This window comes from Phaeobacter sp. JH20_37 (genome assembly GCF_048056015.1).
Classification (GTDB): Bacteria; Pseudomonadota; Alphaproteobacteria; order Rhodobacterales; family Rhodobacteraceae; genus Phaeobacter; species Phaeobacter bryozoorum.
Genome location: NZ_JAYMWW010000015.1, coordinates 401,137 through 420,821, shown reverse-complemented (window position 1 = coordinate 420,821; position 19,685 = coordinate 401,137). Strand labels below are relative to the sequence as shown.

17 protein-coding genes are annotated in these 19,685 nt (G+C 62.9%); 9 read left to right on the top strand and 8 right to left on the bottom strand.

Annotated elements, in window-relative coordinates; translation table 11 throughout:
• Window positions 1-15 precede the first annotated feature (15 nt).
• From VWZ87_RS15015 to VWZ87_RS14985, 7 genes are all read left to right on the top strand, one after another.
• The gene (locus tag VWZ87_RS15015) at window positions 16-1,917 is read left to right on the top strand and encodes a PAS-domain containing protein (protein WP_416536731.1); all 1,902 of its coding nucleotides are present in this window, start codon (window positions 16-18) and stop codon (window positions 1,915-1,917) included.
• Window positions 1,914-2,618 (top strand): response regulator transcription factor, encoded by a 705-nt coding sequence (locus VWZ87_RS15010; RefSeq protein ID WP_416536732.1) that lies wholly within the window; start codon window positions 1,914-1,916, stop codon window positions 2,616-2,618. Before VWZ87_RS15015 ends, VWZ87_RS15010 begins: the two co-directional genes overlap by 4 nt.
• A gap of 101 nt (window positions 2,619-2,719) precedes the next feature.
• A complete protein-coding gene (locus VWZ87_RS15005) occupies window positions 2,720-2,947 on the top strand; it encodes a WGR domain-containing protein (RefSeq protein ID WP_340546872.1) in 228 nt (75 codons plus the stop codon).
• 313 nt (window positions 2,948-3,260) lie between these two features.
• On the top strand, window positions 3,261-3,911 hold the full coding sequence (locus VWZ87_RS15000) for a histidine phosphatase family protein (RefSeq protein WP_340546873.1): 651 nt from the start codon (window positions 3,261-3,263) through the stop codon (window positions 3,909-3,911).
• A 48-nt stretch (window positions 3,912-3,959) separates the two neighbouring features.
• Entirely contained in the window at window positions 3,960-4,574 is a 615-nt protein-coding gene (locus VWZ87_RS14995; RefSeq protein ID WP_416536737.1) for a glutathione S-transferase family protein, read from the top strand.
• Window positions 4,575-4,584: 10 nt separating this feature from the next.
• Window positions 4,585-5,637 carry a saccharopine dehydrogenase gene (locus VWZ87_RS14990; protein WP_416536733.1) on the top strand — a complete coding sequence of 351 codons (1,053 nt, stop codon included), beginning with the start codon at window positions 4,585-4,587 and terminating at the stop codon, window positions 5,635-5,637.
• Between the two features lie 32 nt (window positions 5,638-5,669).
• Window positions 5,670-6,812 (top strand): saccharopine dehydrogenase family protein, encoded by a 1,143-nt coding sequence (locus VWZ87_RS14985; protein ID WP_416536734.1) that lies wholly within the window; start codon window positions 5,670-5,672, stop codon window positions 6,810-6,812.
• 159 nt (window positions 6,813-6,971) lie between these two features.
• Here VWZ87_RS14985 and VWZ87_RS14980 read toward each other — a convergent pair whose 3' ends face one another.
• The 8 genes from VWZ87_RS14980 to VWZ87_RS14945 form a co-directional block, all read right to left on the bottom strand.
• A complete protein-coding gene (locus VWZ87_RS14980) occupies window positions 6,972-7,295 on the bottom strand; it encodes a DUF3775 domain-containing protein (RefSeq protein WP_340546876.1) in 324 nt (107 codons plus the stop codon).
• A 129-nt stretch (window positions 7,296-7,424) separates the two neighbouring features.
• On the bottom strand, window positions 7,425-8,726 hold the full coding sequence (locus VWZ87_RS14975) for an adenylate/guanylate cyclase domain-containing protein (protein WP_416534498.1): 1,302 nt from the start codon (window positions 8,724-8,726) through the stop codon (window positions 7,425-7,427).
• Entirely contained in the window at window positions 8,726-9,955 is a 1,230-nt protein-coding gene (locus VWZ87_RS14970; RefSeq protein ID WP_340546878.1) for a DNA recombination protein RmuC, read from the bottom strand. Before VWZ87_RS14970 ends, VWZ87_RS14975 begins: the two co-directional genes overlap by 1 nt.
• Window positions 9,955-11,904 (bottom strand): DNA mismatch repair endonuclease MutL, encoded by a 1,950-nt coding sequence (gene mutL / locus VWZ87_RS14965; protein WP_416534497.1) that lies wholly within the window; start codon window positions 11,902-11,904, stop codon window positions 9,955-9,957. Before mutL ends, VWZ87_RS14970 begins: the two co-directional genes overlap by 1 nt.
• A 78-nt stretch (window positions 11,905-11,982) precedes the next feature.
• Entirely contained in the window at window positions 11,983-12,912 is a 930-nt protein-coding gene (locus VWZ87_RS14960; RefSeq protein ID WP_340546880.1) for a metal ABC transporter permease, read from the bottom strand.
• Complete coding sequence (locus tag VWZ87_RS14955) at window positions 12,909-14,114, bottom strand: metal ABC transporter permease (RefSeq protein ID WP_340546881.1); 1,206 nt, start codon at window positions 14,112-14,114, stop codon at window positions 12,909-12,911. Before VWZ87_RS14955 ends, VWZ87_RS14960 begins: the two co-directional genes overlap by 4 nt.
• Window positions 14,114-14,962 (bottom strand): metal ABC transporter ATP-binding protein, encoded by an 849-nt coding sequence (locus tag VWZ87_RS14950; RefSeq protein WP_416534495.1) that lies wholly within the window; start codon window positions 14,960-14,962, stop codon window positions 14,114-14,116. Before VWZ87_RS14950 ends, VWZ87_RS14955 begins: the two co-directional genes overlap by 1 nt.
• Before the next feature lie 14 nt (window positions 14,963-14,976).
• On the bottom strand, window positions 14,977-15,930 hold the full coding sequence (locus VWZ87_RS14945) for a metal ABC transporter solute-binding protein, Zn/Mn family (protein WP_416534508.1): 954 nt from the start codon (window positions 15,928-15,930) through the stop codon (window positions 14,977-14,979).
• Between the two features lie 281 nt (window positions 15,931-16,211).
• Here VWZ87_RS14945 and deoC point away from each other — a divergent pair, with 281 nt between their 5' ends.
• Window positions 16,212-17,201, top strand: coding sequence for a deoxyribose-phosphate aldolase (gene deoC, locus VWZ87_RS14940; RefSeq protein WP_340546884.1), 990 nt, complete (start codon window positions 16,212-16,214; stop codon window positions 17,199-17,201).
• An 86-nt stretch (window positions 17,202-17,287) separates the two neighbouring features.
• The gene (locus VWZ87_RS14935; protein ID WP_416534494.1) at window positions 17,288-19,624 is read left to right on the top strand and encodes an aldehyde dehydrogenase family protein; all 2,337 of its coding nucleotides are present in this window, start codon (window positions 17,288-17,290) and stop codon (window positions 19,622-19,624) included.
• The last annotated feature ends 61 nt before the right edge of the window (window positions 19,625-19,685 follow it).

The following is a 19,685-nucleotide window of genomic DNA, read 5'->3' as shown; positions in this document are numbered from 1 at the left end:
CGGCGGGGAGACAGCATGAACCGATCCGAGAAACACCGCGCAACAATGACCACCGCCGGGCTCAACCTGATTGCCCAGGCGATGTCGATCTATGACAGCGAGCTGCGCCTTGTTGTGTGCAATCAGCGTTTTCAGGAGATGTTCGACCTGCCCGATGCGCTGATCACCCCGGGTGCACGCTTTGACGAGACGATCCGACATATTGCCACCAGCGGCGAATATGGCCCGGTCGATGATATCGAGGGGTTCGTGCAACAGCGCGTTGATCAGGCGCTGGATTTCGTGCCCCATTATCTGGAACGCGAACGCGCCAACGGTCAGGTGATCTCTATCGAAGGGGCACCTCTGCCTCAGGGGGGCTGGGTCACGGTCTACACCGACATCACCCGGACCAAGCGAATTGAACAGCTGTTGCGCGCCCGATCCGAGGAAATGTCCGATCAGCTGATCGCCCATACCGAAGAGCTGTCAGCCACCAACCGCAAACTGGCCGCGACGATCACCGCACTGGAAGAGGCGAAGCGTCAGCTCACGGAGATGGAAGCGCGCACCCGCCTGACCACCGAGATGATGCCCGCCCATATCGCCCATGTCGACGCCGAGGGCTATTACACCTATACTAACCGGCGCCTCAGTTCGGTGTTTCCCAGCCGTCCGTCCGAAATTCTCGGCACGCATATCGCAGAGGCGCTCGGCGCGGCCGCCTATGACAAGATTGCACCGCATCTGATGGCGGCCTACCAGGGCGAAAGCCCGGTGTTCGAGTTTACTGAAAGCCATGACAGCCGCCGGATCCGGGTGGCCTTCACCCCCGATGACACCGGCGGCGTGTTTATCCTGTCGATGGATGTGACCGAGGAAACCCAGACCCGTGTCGCCCTGCAACAGGCCCGCCGCCGCGAAATGGCCGCTCAGATGACCAGCGGGCTGGCGCATGATTTCTCGAACCTCCTGACCATCATCCTCGGGATGCAGGGCAAACTGGCGAAATCCGACCTGACCCCGGAGGCGGCCGATCTGGTTCAGGCCACGCTCTCCGCTGCCCGCCGTGGCGGGCGCCTCCTCAACCGTATTGCCGAGATGACCGGACACCGCAGCCTGCGTCCACGCGCCACCGATCTGCACGGCCTTTTGCAAGAGCTGAAGGTGCTGGCGACGCCTTCGCTGCCCCAGGGCATGGGCCTTAGCATCGTGGATCACACGCCGGATGTGCGGCTGCTGCTGGATCCGGGCAAACTGCAGGATGCCCTTTTGAACCTTATTCTGAACGCACGTGACGCCTGCGGCAGTCAGGGTCAGATCACTGTCAGCGCCCATGTCGTCGGGCAAACCTGGCTTGAACTCAGCGTTACCGACACCGGACCGGGCTTTTCCAAAACCGCGCTGGAGAAGGCATTGAACCCTTTCTTCACCACCAAGGGCGGCGAAGGATCAGGTTTGGGCCTGCCGATGGTCTACGATATGGCCAAATCCACCGGTGGGGACATGAGGATCGGCAATACCGTTTCCGGTGCCAGCGTGACCCTGCGCATTCCATACCGCCTGGCCCCTGATGCTGCTGGCGGGCTGGCACTGCTGGTGGAGGACAGCGAGGAGCTGCGCGCCACCTTCCGCGATATGCTGATAGATCTCGGCTATGCGGTGGTTGAGGCCACAAGCGTCGACGAGGCCTGCGCGCTGACCGCAGATATCGATGGCATCTCTCTGGTCCTGTCGGATATCAAGCTGCAGGGCAGCGCCACCGGGATCGACCTGGTCGACCGCTTGCAGGGCTCTCGCCTGCCCTGCATTCTGATGACGTCCCTGCCGACCAGCGATCCTCTGTTCCGCATGGCGCTGAAACGTTGCCCGGTGTTGCAGAAACCCTTTACCACTCATCAGCTTTCAGCGCTGATCAAATCGGAACCCGCCGCATGAGCCGACCCCTGATCACCATTCTTGACGACGAGCCGGAGATCCGCCGCATCCTGACCGACACTCTGGAGGAAGCCGGATTTCGCACCCAGAGCTTTGCCCGCGCCCGCGAATTTGAGGCCTCTCTCAACCGGGTGACTCCCGATGTCTGCCTTGTCGATCTCTCGCTGCCCGATACCGATGGGCTGGCGCTGGTGCATCGCCTCGCGCTGGAACAGGGGGCGGCCGTGATCATCATTTCTGGACGCGCACAGGTACAGGACCGTGTTACCGGGCTGGAGCTCGGGGCAGATGATTACATCACCAAACCCTTTGACCCGGCCGAGGTGGTGGCGCGCATCCGCGCCCGGCTGCGCGGGGGCCCCCGCACCGCGGTAACCACGGGAAACAGCGCCTCGTTCTCCGGCTGGACCGCGCATTTCGATCGCTACATCCTTGAAGATGACAGCGGCGCAGAGACCCCGTTTTCACATGCCGAGGGCGAGGTGCTGCGGCTGTTCCTGGAAAGCCCGAAACGGCTGATTTCCCGCGCCCAGATGCAAGAAAGCCTCGGCGGTGGTGCTGGCGAAAGCTTTGATCGGGCCATGGATGTGCGCATCTCGCGATTGCGCACCAAGCTGCGCGAAGACCCGAAGAACCCGCGCCTGATCAAGACGATCTACGGCGCCGGCTATATCTTCCTCGGCGATGTCAGCTGGCTCTGACCACGCCGCCGCCGGCTCGAAATCCAGCCGCCAAAGCTCTGGGAGTACTCCGGCCAAAGCTCGGACTGGACGCAGCGAATCGACGGCGATATGATTCGGGTATGGCTACCTGTCTGCTCTATCGCCAACATCCGGCGCGGGTCCCGCGCTTCTACCGGATCGAACTCGCGATGAACCTCTTCGCTGAAGTCTCCGTTCTCAGGGAATGGGGGGTGGCCGGCGGCAGCGGGCAGAGCGCCATCAATATCTACGGCAACCTGCGCGAAGCCTCGATCGCGGCGGATCAGCACCGCAAACGGATGCTGAAACGGGGCTATGACCGCGCCTGATCGGCGATAAGCCACCACATACCGCCGTCGCCCATCAGCTCAAGATCCCCTTTCACCCACCGTACAGCGCGCCGGTTTACGGCGGCCCAATTCCCCGCGCGCCCATTGCGCAACAACCGTAAAACAAGGTCTTTTGCGTGGTTCTTCGTTAAGCTTTTGTTCGTTTGTTTCGCACGCGAAACATTTGGTCCGAACCGGACCTAATTTACCTGTCACCGTGCCGCCCGACTGGATTGGATCCGAAATCGACAACTGGCCCTTTCCACCGTTGAAAAGCTTGCTTAAGACTTGCCCGGACGCAAAGGAACACGCCATGACGCATATCACGCTGATCCGCCACGGACAGGCCAACACCAGCGCCCGCGACGAAGCGAGCTATGACCGGTTGAGCGATCTGGGCCATCAGCAGGCACGCTGGCTTGGCGCGCATCTGAGCGAGACGCGCGCGCATTACACCCGCGTCTATTGCGGCACGCTGACCCGCCATCTGCAAACCGCGACTGCCATGGGGCTTGAAAACGTGGTGCAGGATCCGCGACTGAACGAAATGGAATACTTCAATCTGGCCGAGGCGATGCAGGCCCAGCACGGGCTGAAGATCCCGACCGAACGGGAAGGGTTCATCGAGCACATGCCCAAGGTTTTCTCCGCTTGGGCTGCGGATGAGATCACCAACCCGCCAGAAAGCTGGCGAGACTTTGAAACCCGCACCCGCTCCGCCTTGGCCGAAATCTCCGCAGGCGACGGGCCGGCCCTGGTGGTTACATCCGGCGGGCTGATCGCGATGGCCATGCGGCAGGCGATGGGGCTGGATACCACCGGAATGGCGCGCATGGCGCTCGCGATCATGAACAGTTCGATGCACCGGCTGCACGCGATCGGCGGTCAGCTGAGCCCGGTGCTGTTCAACGCGGTGCCCCATCTGGAAGCCCCGGACCGGCATTACGCACAGACCCATCTGTAGACCCGACATCCGACCGGGGACCGCACTATCTGAGGGAGGGACAGGATGATGCAGCTCTATTATGCACCCAGGACGATTTCGGTGGCCGTCGCCATCGCGCTGGAAGAGTCCGGACTGGACTACGAGCCGATCCGTATTGACTTCGCAGCCAAGGAACAGCTTGGCACCGCCTATGCCCAGATCAACCCCAAGGGCCGTGTCCCGGCGCTGGTGGTGGATGGCGGCATCCTGACGGAAACCGGCGCCTTGCTGGAATATGTGGCCGATATGGCCCCCGATGCCGCTCTGCGCCCCCGCGAGGCGGTCCTGCTGGCCCGCATGCGTGAGGTGATGTTCTATCTCGCCTCCACCATGCATGTGAACCACGCCCATAAACTGCGCGGAAGCCGCTGGGCCAACAAGACTTCCAGCTTCAAGGACATGCAGGCCAAGGTGCCACAGACCATGGCCGCCTCCTGCGACTATATCAGCCAGTTCGGACTGCGCGGCCCTTACGTGCTGGGCGACACCATTAGCCTGGCGGATTGCTATCTCTATGTGATCTGCACCTGGCTGGAGGGCGACGGCGTGACCCTCGCCAACTACCCGAAAATTCAGACCTTCATGGCGGCTATGGAACAGCGTGACTCGGTACACGCGGTGACCGCCAAGGGCATGCTGTAAAGGACAAGACATGACACATCTATGGGTACGGGCCGAACAGCGCCCGAATGAACAACGGGTTGGCCTGACGCCCGAAGGTGCCAGAGCGCTCATCGACGCCGGGCTGAAGGTCACGGTCGAGGAAAGCACGGTCCGCGCCATCCCGTTGCAGGGCTACATTGACGCCGGCTGCGAGATCGCGGCAGAGAACAGCTGGCCCGACGCCCCCCGCGACGCCATCATCTTCGGCCTGAAAGAACTGCCCGAAGATGGCACTCCGCTGCCGCACCGCCACATCATGTTCGGACATGCCTACAAGGGGCAGCACTCCGGCAAAGCGCTTCTTGAACGGTTCCAGGCCGGCGGCGGCACGCTCTACGATCTGGAATATCTGGTCGATGAAAGTGGCCGCCGGGTTGCGGCCTTCGGCTATTGGGCCGGCTATGCCGGTGCGGCCGTCACGCTGAAAACCTGGGCCGCGCAGCAGCGCGGTGAGCTCTGCGGCCCGGTTGGCGTCTACGAGGGCAAGGATGCGCTGCTTGCCGAGCTGAGCGCAGAGCTGGATGGTCTGAAAACCGACCGCCCCTCGGCCATCGTCATTGGCGCCCTAGGCCGGGTCGGCACCGGGGCCGCCGATCTCTGCGAGGCGATGGGTGTCGCGGTCACCAAATGGGATATGGCAGAAACCGCCAGCGGCGGCCCTTTCCCCGAAATTCTGGCCCATGATCTCTTTCTCAACTGCATCTTCGCACGCCCCGGCACGCCGGTCTTCGTCCCGCAAGAGGCGCTGACCGCTGATCGTCGGCTGACCGCCATCGGCGATGTCGCCTGCGATCCCGATAGCGACTACAACCCGGTTCCGGTCTATGACAGCGCCACCACATGGGAGGCCCCTGCCCTGCGGGTCGCCCAGGATCCCGTACTGGACGTCATGGCGATTGATAACCTGCCTTCGATGCTGCCGGTCGAAAGCTCCGAAGACTATGCAGCCCAGCTGCTGCCCTCCCTGCTGACCCTTACCGATCTTGCCAGTGGCGTCTGGGGCCGGGCGGAAACCACCTTCAAGGACCATCTTCCGGGCTGACCATCGCCGGAACCAAACAACGGAGACTGACAATGACAATCCATTGGTGCGGCACCGGCCTGTCCGCAATCCCTGGCCTGCGCCGCCTGCTTGAGGCGGGCCATGACGTCGCGGTCTGGAACCGCACTCCCGATAAGGCGCGCGATGCAATCGGCGATCTGACAACCAATATCCATGCCTTCAGCCTTGCCAATCTGGGCCAGATGCTCAGCCCTAGGGATGTGATCGTCTCGATGCTGCCCGGTGACTGGCATATGCCGCTGGCTGAGCTGGCAATTGAGCATGGCGCCCATTTCGTGTCGTCCTCTTACATCGCCCCGGAGATGCGCGCGCTGGACCAGCGGGCAAAGGACGCCGCTGTCTGCCTGGTCAACGAGGTTGGCCTCGACCCAGGCATCGACCACCTGATGGCCCATGCGCTGGTTGCCGACTATAAGGCCTCCAAGGCCTTCGATGCGGACAATGAGATCAGCTTTATCTCCTACTGCGGCGGCATCCCCAAGACACCGAACCCGTTCCGCTACAAATTCAGCTGGTCGCCGCTCGGCGTGCTGAAGGCGCTGCGCTCCCCGTCGAAGTCGATCCACGATTTCAAGGCGCTGGACGTCGCCCGCCCCTGGGATGCGATCTCCTCCTACGAGGCACCGCTGCCCGCATCCGAAAGCTTCGAAGTCTATCCGAACCGCGACTCGCTCCCTTTCATGGCGCAGTATGAATTCGGCGCGGACTGGAAGGTAAAAGAATTCGTTCGCGGCACCCTGCGCCTCAACGGCTGGGCCGATGCCTGGGCGGATGTCTTCAAGGAGGTCGAGACACTATCGGGCCCCGAAGGCGATGCCCGGCTCAAGGAAATGTCGGATCAATTCTGGGCAGAGAATGCCTATGACGACGGTGAGCCAGACCGCGTGGTGCTTTGCGTCGGGCTGAAAGCCGAAAAAGACGGTGCCGAAGTCTGGCACAAGACCTATGTGATGGATGCCTGGGGTGACGACCGCGGCACGGCGATGGCGCGGCTGGTCTCCTACCCGGTGTCCTTCGCCATCGAGGCTGCCATCAACGGCAAAATCGCTCCCGGCGTCAGCGCCGCGCCCAGCGACGCCGATCTGGTGGATCAGTGGATGGGTAAGATCGGTGCACTGGCCCAGCATCTCGAGGTGGTCGACAGCACGTCTTGAACCCACGCCCCGGCTACCGACTGCGCGGAAGATAGCCATCTTCTGGCCCCAAATATCCCGGGGTCCGGGGCAGAGCCCCGGCGCGACAGGCCATGCGGGCGCCGCACCTCGGCGCCCCCTGCCATACCGATCTGCCATCGCAACCCGTCAGCGGAACGCTCAGCGCCCGATGACATCCTCTTCGACGCTCTGAACATCAATCCCCAGCGCGTCCAAGCCGGATTCCAGATTATCCGCCAGATGTGGTGTCCCGATCAGGTAATCCGCAGTCGGCGTGGTCGCCTCCTGCTGAGCGGTTGCGATGGCCTCCTCCAGATCGTCGGCGTCGAAACTGCCTCGGCCAATCCACATGATCGCAACCAGCTCGGCCTGCTCATCCTCGCCCATGCGGTCGATAAACGCCCTGAGCTCCCCCTCGGCGCGCGATAGCTCGCGGGCCATCATGGCCACTTGCGCCACCTTTCGGGCACTGATCTCCAGCATGGGCTCGTCCTCCATTGTCCGCGCTGTTCATGAGGATCAGACCCCATTGCCGCGTGGCTGTCCTTGATCTGGGGCAAGAACCGCAGAAGCCGCCAGACCGCGCCCCCGGGGAGGCCGGCGCGCGACGGATCAGCTGTCTTTGGCGTAGATCTCGATCAGCCTGCTGCGCCCGCGCAACGTCACCGGCGCCAGGGCAACCCAACGCTGGCGCGCGGGGGCGATACCTGCGATCTCAAACGTAATGGCTGAGGCAATGATGGTCTGCGGAACGGTCTTGCTGTGCTGCTCGAGGCGGGAGGCGGTGTTGACCGCATCTCCAAAGACCGAATATTCCAGCCGCGCCGCATTGCCGACAACACCAGAAAACACCTCACCTGCGTGAACGCCGATGCCAATGTCCACCGGCGGCTCGCCCGCAGCGACGCGCCGGTCCGACCAGCGGTGAATGGCCTCGCTCAGCGTCGCCGCACAGGCCAGAGCCCGGGCGGCGCCATTTGCGCCGCCGCGCGCCACAGGCGCATCATCAAACAGCAGCATTGCCGCATCGCCCATATATTTGTCGATCATTCCGCCATGCCGGGTGGCGCTGAATTCCACCTCATTGCGGAATGCGGTGATGAAATCTCCGACCTCCTGCGGATCACGTGATTCCGACCAGCGGGTAAAGCCGCGAATATCGACAAACATCACGGCCATCGGCTGGCGCTGGCCCTGTTGCAGCGCCGAAAGCCCGCCATCCGCGAGCTGATCGGCCACCTGCGCCGGCAGATAGCGGGTCAGGTTGGCGCGCGCCTCGGCCGCCGTCAATTCCCGGTAAAACAATCGCCGCATCCGCGCAGCCGCCACAACCATGACCAATCCGGCCAGCAGGATCATTGTCAGCTTCATCACGTTTGCCGGGCTGTCCAGCACGCTGTACAGACTGCCCATCTGCCCCACATCCAGCCGGGTCACCGGCCAGAAGATCAGGATCCCCAGCCCACCGGTCAGCAGAACCGTCGTATACAGCTGCAGGCGCGGGTCCATCCGCATGACACCGTAGGCCAGCACCAGCGGAACCAGCCAGGCCGGCGGCAGCAGCAGCGCCACGCCTCCGGGGTAGTTGCTGTTCTCAAGGCTGAACCAGACATTGAAGAGCAGAAAGGCACAGTCCGCCGTCACGCTGATCCAGGACATCCAGGGCCGGAACCACCCGAATGTCGTCGCAGCAAAGGTAACGATACCGAGGGTCAGATAGGCAAACATCGTCAATAGCGCAAACAGCAGCTGACGATGCAGGAAGGGCGCCAGAGAGCTGAAGTCCACCCCCGACATCGTCACCACGAATACGGCAAACAGGCCCAGCGTCACCGCGATCCGCAGAACCGACACCAGCCGCTCTGCCGCGATTGAGGCCGTGTTCAGCAGAGGAGCGATGGTGGTCTGTTGCATCAGCTATCGGAACGCCCCAGCGGAACGACATTCACCGGATCGGGGGGCTGACCGATGCCAGCTGATGTCGGGGCAATTTCTTCAAAGTCGAAGTTGTCCAGCCGCTGCGCCCGGCGTCCGGCCTTGTCAGCGCTGATCTTGATCTCCGCGATGTCCTTTGCCGCCATGCCGAAATGGCGGTCCAGATTACCCACCCGGTCGCCCAGACGTTCGACATCCTTATGCAGAAGTCCCAGCTCGCTGCGGATCGCGCCGGCCTGTTCGCGCATCCGCGCATCCTTGAGAATGGCGCGCATGGTGTTCAGCGTGGCCATGCAGGTGGTTGGCGAAACGATCCAGACCTTGGCGGAGAAGCCCTCACGCACAATGTCGGAAAAATTGGCATGGAGTTCGGCATAAACAGCCTCGGAGGGCAGGAACATCAGCGCGCCATCCGCCGTTTCGCCCTCCAGTATGTATTTCTCTGAAATCGCCCGGATGTGGCCCCGCAATGCCGCCTTCAGCTGGCGCGCGGCGCTGGCGCGCTGCTCCGGGGTCTCGGCGTTGCGCAGCGCCTCATAGGGTTCCAGCGGAAATTTGCTGTCGATCACGATCGGACCGGGGGGATTGGGCAGATGGATCAGGCAATCGGCGCGCTTGCCGTTGCTCAGCGTGTGCTGAAAGGCATAGCTGTCAGAGGGCAGCGCCTTGGAGACGATATCATTCAGCTGGATTTCACCAAAAGCGCCGCGCGTCTGCTTGTTTGCCAGTATGTCCTGAAGCCCCAGGACATCACCCGACAGCTTCGTGATATTGTCCTGCGCCTTGTCAATCACCGCCAGCCGCTCCTGCAATTGAGTGAGCGAGGTGACGGTGCGTTTGGTCGACCCGTGCAGGCTCTCCTGCAAGCGCTCCTGCATCTCGGCCAGCGCGCGGGCCTGCCGCAGCGCGTTGTCGGAGAGACGGTCGTTGACCTGCTGCTGCACAGCGCCGAGCCGGGTCTCAACGGTCTGGATCATCTGCATCTGCGCGTTGGCCTGCGCGTCGGAGACATGCTGTAGCCCGCCGCGCAACTGCTGAACGCTTTGTCCCAGATGAGCCATCTGCTGTGCGATCGGGGCCATGCTCGCGGCAGCGCGTGCATGGCTGCGCAGCAGCATGACGAGACCCACCATCATCAGACCACCAATCCCCAGAAGCACCAGCATCTGCGGCTCCGCGCGCTCCAGAAAGAGCAGGACCGACTCCATCAGCTCCGCCCGAACAGACGTTCGATATCGGCCAGTTTCAGCTCGACATAGGTGGGACGCCCGTGGTTGCACTGTCCGGAATGCGGCGTTGCTTCCATTTCGCGCAGCAGGGCGTTCATTTCCTCGCCGCGCATCCAGCGGCCCGAGCGGATGGACCCATGGCAGGCAACCCGGCTGAGGATGGCTTCGATCTTGGCCTGAACCAGCTGGCTTTCGCCCTGATCATCCAGCTCATCAAGGATATCGCGCACCATCGCTGTGGCATTGACAGTGCCGAGTATGGCCGGGGTTTCACGCACAGCGATGGCGCCGCCACCGAAGGCTTCGATGCCCAGACCAAAGCGGCCCAGATCATCGGCCACCGCCAGGATACGGGCACAATCCCCCTCGCTAAGCTCGACGATCTCGGGGATCAGCAGGGCCTGCGCAGCGACGCCGGTCTCGGCCATCTGGCGTTTCAGCTTCTCGTAGACCAGCCGTTCATGGGCGGCGTGCTGATCGACGATCACCATACCGTCGGCAGTCTGGGCAATGATGTAGTTCTCATGCACCTGCCCGCGTGCGGCACCAAGCGGCAGATGCTCGGCCCCGGGCGCAGAGGTTTCGGGTCTGTCCGAGGGCTGACCCGGGGCCATCGCACCTTTGGGCGCCTCTGTCACACGGCCGCTATAGGCGCTGGCCAGCTCAGCAAAGCCGGGCGACACCGATTGCGCCGGATGAGCGGGAGCAGGTGCGAAGCTCTCTGGTTGCTGGGCTGCATAAGAAAGGCTGCGCGCGCCCATTGACGGCCGATCCATCTGGTAGATCCGCGGGCCGCCAGCGCCGGCCGGATCTGACGAGGTGGCTTCTGGGCGCATCGCCCCCAGGGTCGCGCCCGCAACCGTGGACGAGGCCCGATGACCGGCCTCCGCCAGCGCATGGCGCAGCGCTGAGACGATCAGACCCCGCGCCACACCGGGATCGCGAAACCGGACCTCGGACTTCGCGGGGTGGACGTTCACATCAACCAGCGCCGGATCGCAGTCGAGAAACAGCGCCGCTGCCGGGTGGCGGTCGCGGCTGAGAAAATCGAAATAAGCCGCCCTGAGGGCACCGGTCAGCATCTTGTCCTTAACCGGTCGGGTGTTCACAAAGAGGAACTGCGCCACCGCGGCGCCCCGCGAATAGGTCGGCAAGGCCACATAGCCAAAAAGCCGGACCCCCTCTCGGGTGGCATCAATCTTGAGCGCGTTTTCCGCAAATTCGCGCCCCAGAACCGTCGTGAGCCGCCCGTGCAGCGCATCGAAAAGATCACCCGACAGCGGGTCCGCGCGAAAGGTCACCCGCCCCTCACCGCCGCCGGAGACATCACGCAAGGTAAAGCCAACCGATGGTTCCGCCATCGCCAGCCGCTTGATGACGTCGCCAATGGCCTGCGTCTCGGCGCGGTCGCTGCGCATGAACTTCAGCCGGGCGGGCGTGGCGTAGAACAGATCCCGCAGCTCAACCACGGTGCCTGCGCGCAGGGCGGCAGGTTTCACCGGCTCCATCTGGCCACCGGCGACGCGAATCCTCGCGGCCTCGTGTCCCTTGGCGCGGCTGGTAATGCTCAACCGTCCGACAGCCCCGAGCGATGGCAGCGCCTCACCGCGAAAGCCGAAGGTATGGATGTTCAGCAGGTCAGAGCCGTCGATCTTGGAGGTGGCATGTCTCGACAGCGCCAGCGGCAGATCTGCGGGTGCCATGCCGCAGCCATCATCGGTCACCCGGATCAGCGTCTTGCCACCATCCGCGATGTCGATGGTGATCCGAGAGGCCCCCGCATCAATGGCGTTTTCCACCAGTTCCTTGACCGCCGAAGCAGGGCGTTCGACCACTTCTCCCGCAGCGATGCGGTTGATGGCACTGTCATCAAGCTGCCGGATGATCGGTTGTGAACTGTCGCTGATTTGGGGGTCTGCATATGCCATGCCGCAATATTTAGCATGCCGCCGCGCGATTCTTCCAGCCGCAATCCGTCCTGTCGGGCGCGGTCAGCGGCCTGTTGATCAGACCCCTGCTGGCGCCCCGGCCCGGTGGCGGCACGGGCCGAACCGTGCCGCAATCGCCAGCAACAGACCCGAAACCGTTGCGATCATCCCGGCGGCGCTTACGGCGTCCGCAGCGCCAAGCCAGAGCGGGCCATAGCCCGCCAGGACATAGCCGACAACCGCTGAAACCACAGCAAACCCGACGCTCCACCCCAGCTGACCCTCCAGTTGGTTCGACATCATCCGCGCTGCGGCCGGCGGGCAGATGAACATCGCAATCACGATGATCGACCCCACCGCATCAAAGGCCGCAACGGCGGCGATTGCAGCAGTGATCACCAACCCCAGCCCCAAAAGATCGGTGCGGATACCCAGCGTGCGGGCAAACCCCTCATCAAAGGTCGCAATCTTAAGAGGGCGCCAGAACAGCGCGATAAAGACGGTGACCCCGATCAAGGTCAGCCCCATGCGCAACAGCTCGGTCGGCAAATAGCTGAGCGCCACCGGATCCAGCAGCGATTCCCAGCCGGTGGCATCAAGCCAGATCAGGCTTTCGAGATTGCCGTAGAGCGCGTGTTCCACATCCAGATGAACCGCCGATGTATCGGTCTGCTCCAGCAGCAATACCCCGCCTGCGAACATGGTGGTGAAGACCACGCCCATGGCGGCCCCCGGCTCGATCCGGCCAAGGCGGCGGATCAGTTCGATCACAACCACGGCGACGATGGCGGCTCCAGCGGCCCCCAGCATCATCGGACCCGCTGCGATCACCCCGGTCAGGAGGAAAGCAACAACGATACCCGGTAGAACAACATGGCTGATGGCATCTCCAATCAGCGCCTGCCGACGCAGCAGCAGGAAATTCCCCGGCAGCGCACAGGCGACGGCGGCAAAGACACCAATCAGCAGAGGTGTCAGGGACAACGGGACAAATTCAGCGCCGCTCATGGCAGAACCTCACGGGGGCCGCCCATGCGGCGGTCAATGTCGGAAATCTGGTCGGCAGTCAGAACCGTCTCTATCTCGCGCAGCCCATCATATAGCGCCGCTGCCGCCTCATGTGTCTGGTCGCTCCGCACCAGCGCCCAGCGATGTTCGTCTCGCAGCGCCTTGGCGGCGCGGGCGCGGCCTTGTTCCGTGGGCACCCCATCGGCGCGTAAGAGGCCACGCTGGCGCAGCAATCGCAGGGTCAGCGGCTCATAGATCACCTGATCCTGCGCCAATGCCAGCAGCCCCTGGCGCAGATGAACCCGGCGCTGAAACCGCCGATGGCGCAGCACAGCCGCCAGCACCCCGCGATTGGGAGCCAGCAGAAGCGACAGGGCAAAGAGGCCAAAGCTCATCAGGACGATGATAGGTCCGGTGGGCAGGTTCGGCGCCGATGCAGATACTGCCGCACCAAGATAGGCTGACAGCCCGCCGGCACCGCCAGCCAGCAGCACCACCAGATCGGACCGCTCGGTCCAGAACCGGGCGGTGACGGCCGGGATGATCAGCAGCGCCACGATCAGGATCAGGCCGACGATTTTCAGCCCGACAACGGTGACAGCCATCACCAGCCCCATCATCATCATGTCGATACGGGAGACGGAGACACCCTGTGACGCGGCGTACTCAGGGTCAAAGGCCACCAGGGTCATCGGGCGCCGCAGCAGCAGAATCAACAGCAGCGTGGCCGCGCCACCTCCCGCAATCACCAGCGCATCGTTCCACAACATGCCTGCCGTAGAGCCAAGCAAGAACCCCTCCAGCCCGGCCTGACGGCCCACCCCCAGCGTCTGGATCACCGTCAGGATCACGATGCCGAACCCGAAGAACACGGAGAGCACGGCGCCAATCGCGGCGTCCTCGGCCAGACGGGTACGGCGGGTCAGCCAGTTGAGGCACCACAGCCCGGCCATCGCCGAGAGTGCCGACCCAAGGAGCAGACCGGCCAGATTGCGACCATCGCCGCCAAGCGCGACCATTACCAGAAAGGCAAGCCCGACACCGGGCAAGGTGGCATGGCTGATGGCATCGCTGACCAGCGCCCGTTTGCGCAGGAAAAGGAAGGTTCCGGTGATGCCGGCGGCGATGCCAAGCAATGTGGCGCCAATTGCGACCAGCGTCGCATTATAGCCCATTTGCAGCAGCAGGGCGTCCCAAAGCATCAGAATGGCCCGCCGCTCTGTGGGAGAATAGATCCGGGTGCCACGGCCAGCTGGTCAACCTGCGCAGTGGCCAACCGCCCGCCATAGGCGCTTTGCAGGGTTTCGGCGGTAAAGGCCTGTGCAACCGGACCCTCTGCGACTTTGCGTGTGTTGATCAGGAAGACATTGTCGAAATACTCGCCGACGGTGGCAAGATCGTGATGCACCACAACCACTGTCCTGCCATCTGCGCGCAGCTGTTTCAGCACCGCGATAATGGCCTTCTCGGTCGCGGCATCGACACCGGCAAAGGGTTCGTCCAGCAGATAAAGATCTGCTCCCTGAGCCAGCGCCCGCGCCAGAAAGACCCGTTGCTGCTGACCCCCGGACAGCTGGCCAATCTGGCGGGTGGCGAAATCGCCCATCCCGACACGGTCCAGACAGGCCTGCGCCTCGGTGCGATGGCGTCCGGTGATGCGGCCCAGCAGGCCCAGCTCGCGGTAGAGCCCCATCATTACAACGTCAATCACCCGTGTCGGGAAATCCCAGTCGACGCTGGCCCGTTGCGGGACATAGGCAATGCGGGCCCGTTGGCTGTCCAGCGGCTTGCCAAAGACCTGCACCCGCCCTGAAACTGGCGGCACGATGCCAAGCGCGGCCTTCAGCAAGGTCGATTTACCAGCTCCATTCGGGCCGATGATGGCCGTCATCCGTCCCGGCTCCACTGTCATATCGACAGAGAAAACGGCTGGCTTCTCGCCGTAGGTTACGGTCAGCCCCCTGATGGCCAGCGGCGACCTGTCAAGGCTGTGGGTGATTCCCTCAGCGGCAGTGGGCGCGCCATTGTCGCGGGCCAGTTCCACGCTCATCTCATCGGTTCCCTTCAAAATCCGGCACCGGACAGGCGGCCGGACATGCCCTTAGGTGGCACCTTGGCGCCAAGAGCAGCCGCGATGGTGGTCATATTATGATCCAGCATCCCGACATAGGTGCCCTCATAGCTGCCATCGGCGCCCATCGCGTCGGAGAACAGCTCTCCGCCGATGCGAACCTCATGGCCTTGCGCCGCTGCCCCTTCGATCAGGGCACGCATCGAACGATCCGAAACCGAGCTTTCGACAAAGACGGCAGAGATCTGACGCGCCACCAGCATATCGACCAGCGCGCCAATGCGATTGAGGCCGGCTTCGGATTGGGTGGAGATGCCTTGAATGCCCAGCACCTCAAACCCGAAGTCACGGCCAAAATACCCAAAGGCATCATGCGCCGTGACCAGCACCCGATTTTCGACCGGCACCTGGGCCAGGATGTCGTTGCCGTAGGCGATGAGCTGATCCAGCTCTGCCAGATGCGCCGCTGCATTGGCGGCAAAAAGATCGGCCTGATCCGGACGCGCATCACTCAGCGCCGCCTGAACCTCTGCGACCATGTCCTTCCACAGGGCCGGGGTCATCCAGACATGGGGGTCATATTTATCTGCATAGGCGTCATGGCCGCGCAGCTTATCCTTGTCCAGACCGTCGGCGACGGCAACCACCGTCCGTTTGCGCGCCAGATCGTGGAAGAACTCTTCCATCTGTGCCTCAAGATAGAGACCGTGCCACAGCACCAGATCTGCACGGGTCATCGCCACGATATCGGACCGTGTCTGCCGATAGGCGTGCGGGTCTACCCCGGGTCCCATCAGGGCGCGCACCTCGACTGCATCACCGCCAACCTGGCGGGCGGCATCGGCGATCATGCCGGTTGTTGCCACCACTTTCAGCGGGGCATCCGCCCGCGCAGCAGCGCCGTCTGAGCTGCCGAACGTCGCGGCAACGAGCCCGACAAAGGCCATCACAGCAGCCAGCACCAGCTTGTGGGCGATCTTCATTGATGTGCTTAGCGTCGAACGCATGGAGCTGATCCTCTAATTGTCATCTGACATCAATAAGAGCGCTCAGCGATGTCCTGTCAATGAAAATGCGACTTATTCGCAAAAAGAAATGAGAACGGTTCGCAAAAATAGATAATTTTTGTCCAAACAGTCAAAATTTTACCCCAGACAACCCTGCCCTTGCTTGCCAAGCTTGGGTGGTCGTGCGATTTTCGCACCGAACTCGAATGAGGATTCCCGGCATGGAAAGCCAAATTGCAGAGCACACCGCGCAGCTGCCGCAGGTGGGCGAACCGCGTAACCCCGGCATGGAGCTGGATCTGGACTGGGCGCTTGGGGTTGAGGCAAACACCTCCGCCATCGAACGTCGCTGTGCCACGCTGCCAGGTCGGCGCAGCGTCAAGAAAGACTATCAGGCGGCCTGGCTGCTGAAGGCGATCACGCTGATTGACCTGACCACACTCTCCGGTGATGACACCGTGGGGCGTGTGCAACGGCTTTGTGCCAAGGCGCGCCAGCCTGTGCGCAGCGACCTGATGACCGCGCTCGGCATGGAGCCGATCACCACCGGCGCGGTCTGCGTCTACCACGACATGATCGAAACCGCTGTCGACGCGCTGGAGGGCACGGGTATTCCGGTGGCCGCCGTGTCTACGGGTTTCCCCGGCGGCCTGTCGCCGTTTCACCTGCGCCTCGCCGAGATCGAAGAAAGTGTGAAGGCCGGGGCCAAGGAGATTGATATCGTGATCTCCCGTCGTCACGTGCTGTCCGGCAATTGGCAGGCTCTCTATGATGAGATGAAAGCCTTCCGCGAGGCCTGTGGCGACGCACATGTAAAGGCCATCCTCGCCACCGGAGAGCTGGGCACATTGCGTAACGTTGCGCGTGCCTCGCTGATCTGCATGATGGCGGGTGCTGATTTCATCAAGACCTCGACCGGCAAGGAAAGCGTCAACGCCACGCTGCCGGTCAGCCTGGTCATGATCCGCGCCATCCGCGACTATCACGAGCGCACCGGCTACCGCGTTGGCTACAAACCCGCTGGTGGGATCTCAAAGGCCAAGGATGCGCTGGTATATCTTTCGCTAATCAAGGACGAGCTGGGCGACCGCTGGCTGCAGCCGGATCTGTTCCGCTTTGGCGCGTCCAGCCTGCTGGGCGATATCGAACGGCAGCTCGAACACCATGTCACCGGCGCCTATTCCGCCGGCTACCGCCACGCGCTGGCCTAACCTTCAGATGCCACCCCCGGATGCCTGAAGGGCCTCCGGCCCGCTTCCGGATCCGGGCAAGCAGCGACAGACACAAGGCTCGACACATGACTATCAAAGAGATTTTCGACACCATGACCTATGGCCCCGCCCCCGAAAGTGCAGCTGAGGCGCTGGCCTGGCTGGTGGATCAGGGCGCCCGGTTCGGCCATTTCATCGACGGCGACTTCACCGCACCCGGCGACGGGTTCGACAGCAAGAACCCGGCAACCGGCGAGGTTCTGGCCACATTGACCCAGGCCAGCCAGTCGGATGTCGACAGCGCTGTTGCCGCGGCGCGCAAGGCACAGGGCAAATGGGCGGCCCTCGGCGGCGCCGGCCGCGCACGCTATCTCTATGCCATCGCGCGGCTGATGCAGAAACACGCGCGCCTGTTTGCGGTTCTGGAAACGCTGGATAACGGCAAGCCAATCCGCGAAAGCCGCGACATTGATGTGCCGCTGGCGCAGCGCCATTTCTACTATCACGCAGGCATGGCCCAGCTGATGGAAAGCGAACTGCCCGACCGTGAGGCGCTGGGTGTCTGTGGGCAGATCATCCCTTGGAACTTTCCGCTGCTGATGCTGGCGTGGAAGGTCGCGCCGGCCCTGGCCATGGGCAATACTGTGGTGCTGAAACCTGCGGAATACACCTCGCTTACCGCCCTGCTGTTTGCCGATATCTGCCGTCAGGCGGGCCTGCCCAAGGGTGTTGTGAACATCGTGACAGGCGATGGCGCCGTGGGGGAGATGATCGTCGGGGCCGAAGTCGACAAGATCGCCTTTACCGGGTCCACCGCCGTCGGCCGCCGCATTCGCGAAGCCACCGCAGGCAGCGGCAAGGCGCTGACGCTGGAGCTGGGCGGCAAATCTCCTTACATCGTCTTTGACGACGCCGATATCGACTCCGCCATTGAAGGTCTCGTTGATGCAATCTGGTTCAATCAGGGACAGGTCTGCTGCGCCGGCTCGCGACTTCTGGTTCAGGAAGGCGTCGCCGACCGTTTCCACAGGAAACTACGCGCACGGATGGACAAGCTGCGCATCGGCAATCCGCTGGACAAGAGCATCGACATCGGCGCCATTGTCGACCCGGTGCAGCTGACCACCATCAGCGAGATGGTTGCCGCCAATTCGGCCGGCCGCATGTATCAGGCGCAGATAGATGTGCCGGAGCGCGGGTGTTTCTACCCGCCCACCCTCATCGAAGGTCTGGCGCCCTCCGACACGCTGATGCAGGAGGAGATCTTTGGTCCGGTTCTGGTATCGACCACCTTCCGCACCCCATCCGAGGCTGTAGAACTGGCGAATAACACCCGCTACGGTCTGGCGGCGACGCTCTGGACTGAAAACGTCAATCTCGCGCTGGACATCGCCCCCAAACTGGTTGCCGGCGTGGTCTGGGTCAATGCCACCAATCTCTTTGATGCGGCCGCAGGATTTGGCGGCACCCGTGAAAGCGGCTTTGGCCGTGAAGGCGGCTGGGAAGGGCTTGGCGCCTACACCAAGCCAAAGGGCAAGGTCAAAGCTCTTGACCAGATCAAGGGTTTTGACGGTGAAGGTGCACCGGTTGATGCCGTGGACCGCACCGCAAAACTCTATATCGGTGGCAAGCAGGCGCGCCCGGATGGCGGCTATTCCAAAGCCATCCATGGCAAATCCGGCGCGCTGCTGGGCCACGTTGGCCTCGGCAACCGCAAGGACGTGCGCAACGCCGTGGAGGCCGCAGCCGGAGCCAATGGCTGGGCCAAGACGACGGGCCATCTGCGCGCGCAGATCCTTTACTACATCGGCGAAAACCTATCTGCGCGGGCTGGCGAATTTGCCGATCGGATCGACCGGATGACCGGCAAGTCCCAAGGCGCGCAGGAGGTCGAAACCTCGATCCAGCGCCTGTTCACCGCCGCTGCCTGGGCCGACAAATACGACGGGCAGGCCCATGGTGTGCCAATCCGCGGTGTGGCCCTGGCGATGAAGGAACCTGTTGGGGTGATCGGCGCACTCTGCGCGGATGAGGCCCCCTTGCTGGGCCTGATCTCGGTGCTGGCACCCGCCATTGCCATGGGCAACCGCGTGGTCCTGGCCGCATCCGAGGCCTACCCGCTGGCGGCGACCGACTTCTATCAGGTGCTGGACACATCCGATCTGCCCGGTGGCGTCGTCAATATCCTGACCGGCCGTCACGCCGAACTGGCCGAACCGCTGGCCGCCCATCTCAATGTAGATGCGGTCTGGAGCTTCTCCTCCTCTGACCTCTCCGCCGCGATCGAGGCTGCCTCCGCCGGTAATCTCAAGCGTACATGGGTCAACAATGGCATGGCGCTGGACTGGACGTCGGACCACAGCCGCCGCTTCCTCGAAGCCGCAACCGAGGTAAAGAACATCTGGATTCCCTACGGCGAATAAGCCGATGGGTGCAGCCCAAAGGGGCTGCACCCGTCATATCCTGCAAAAAGGGCGCTACCAG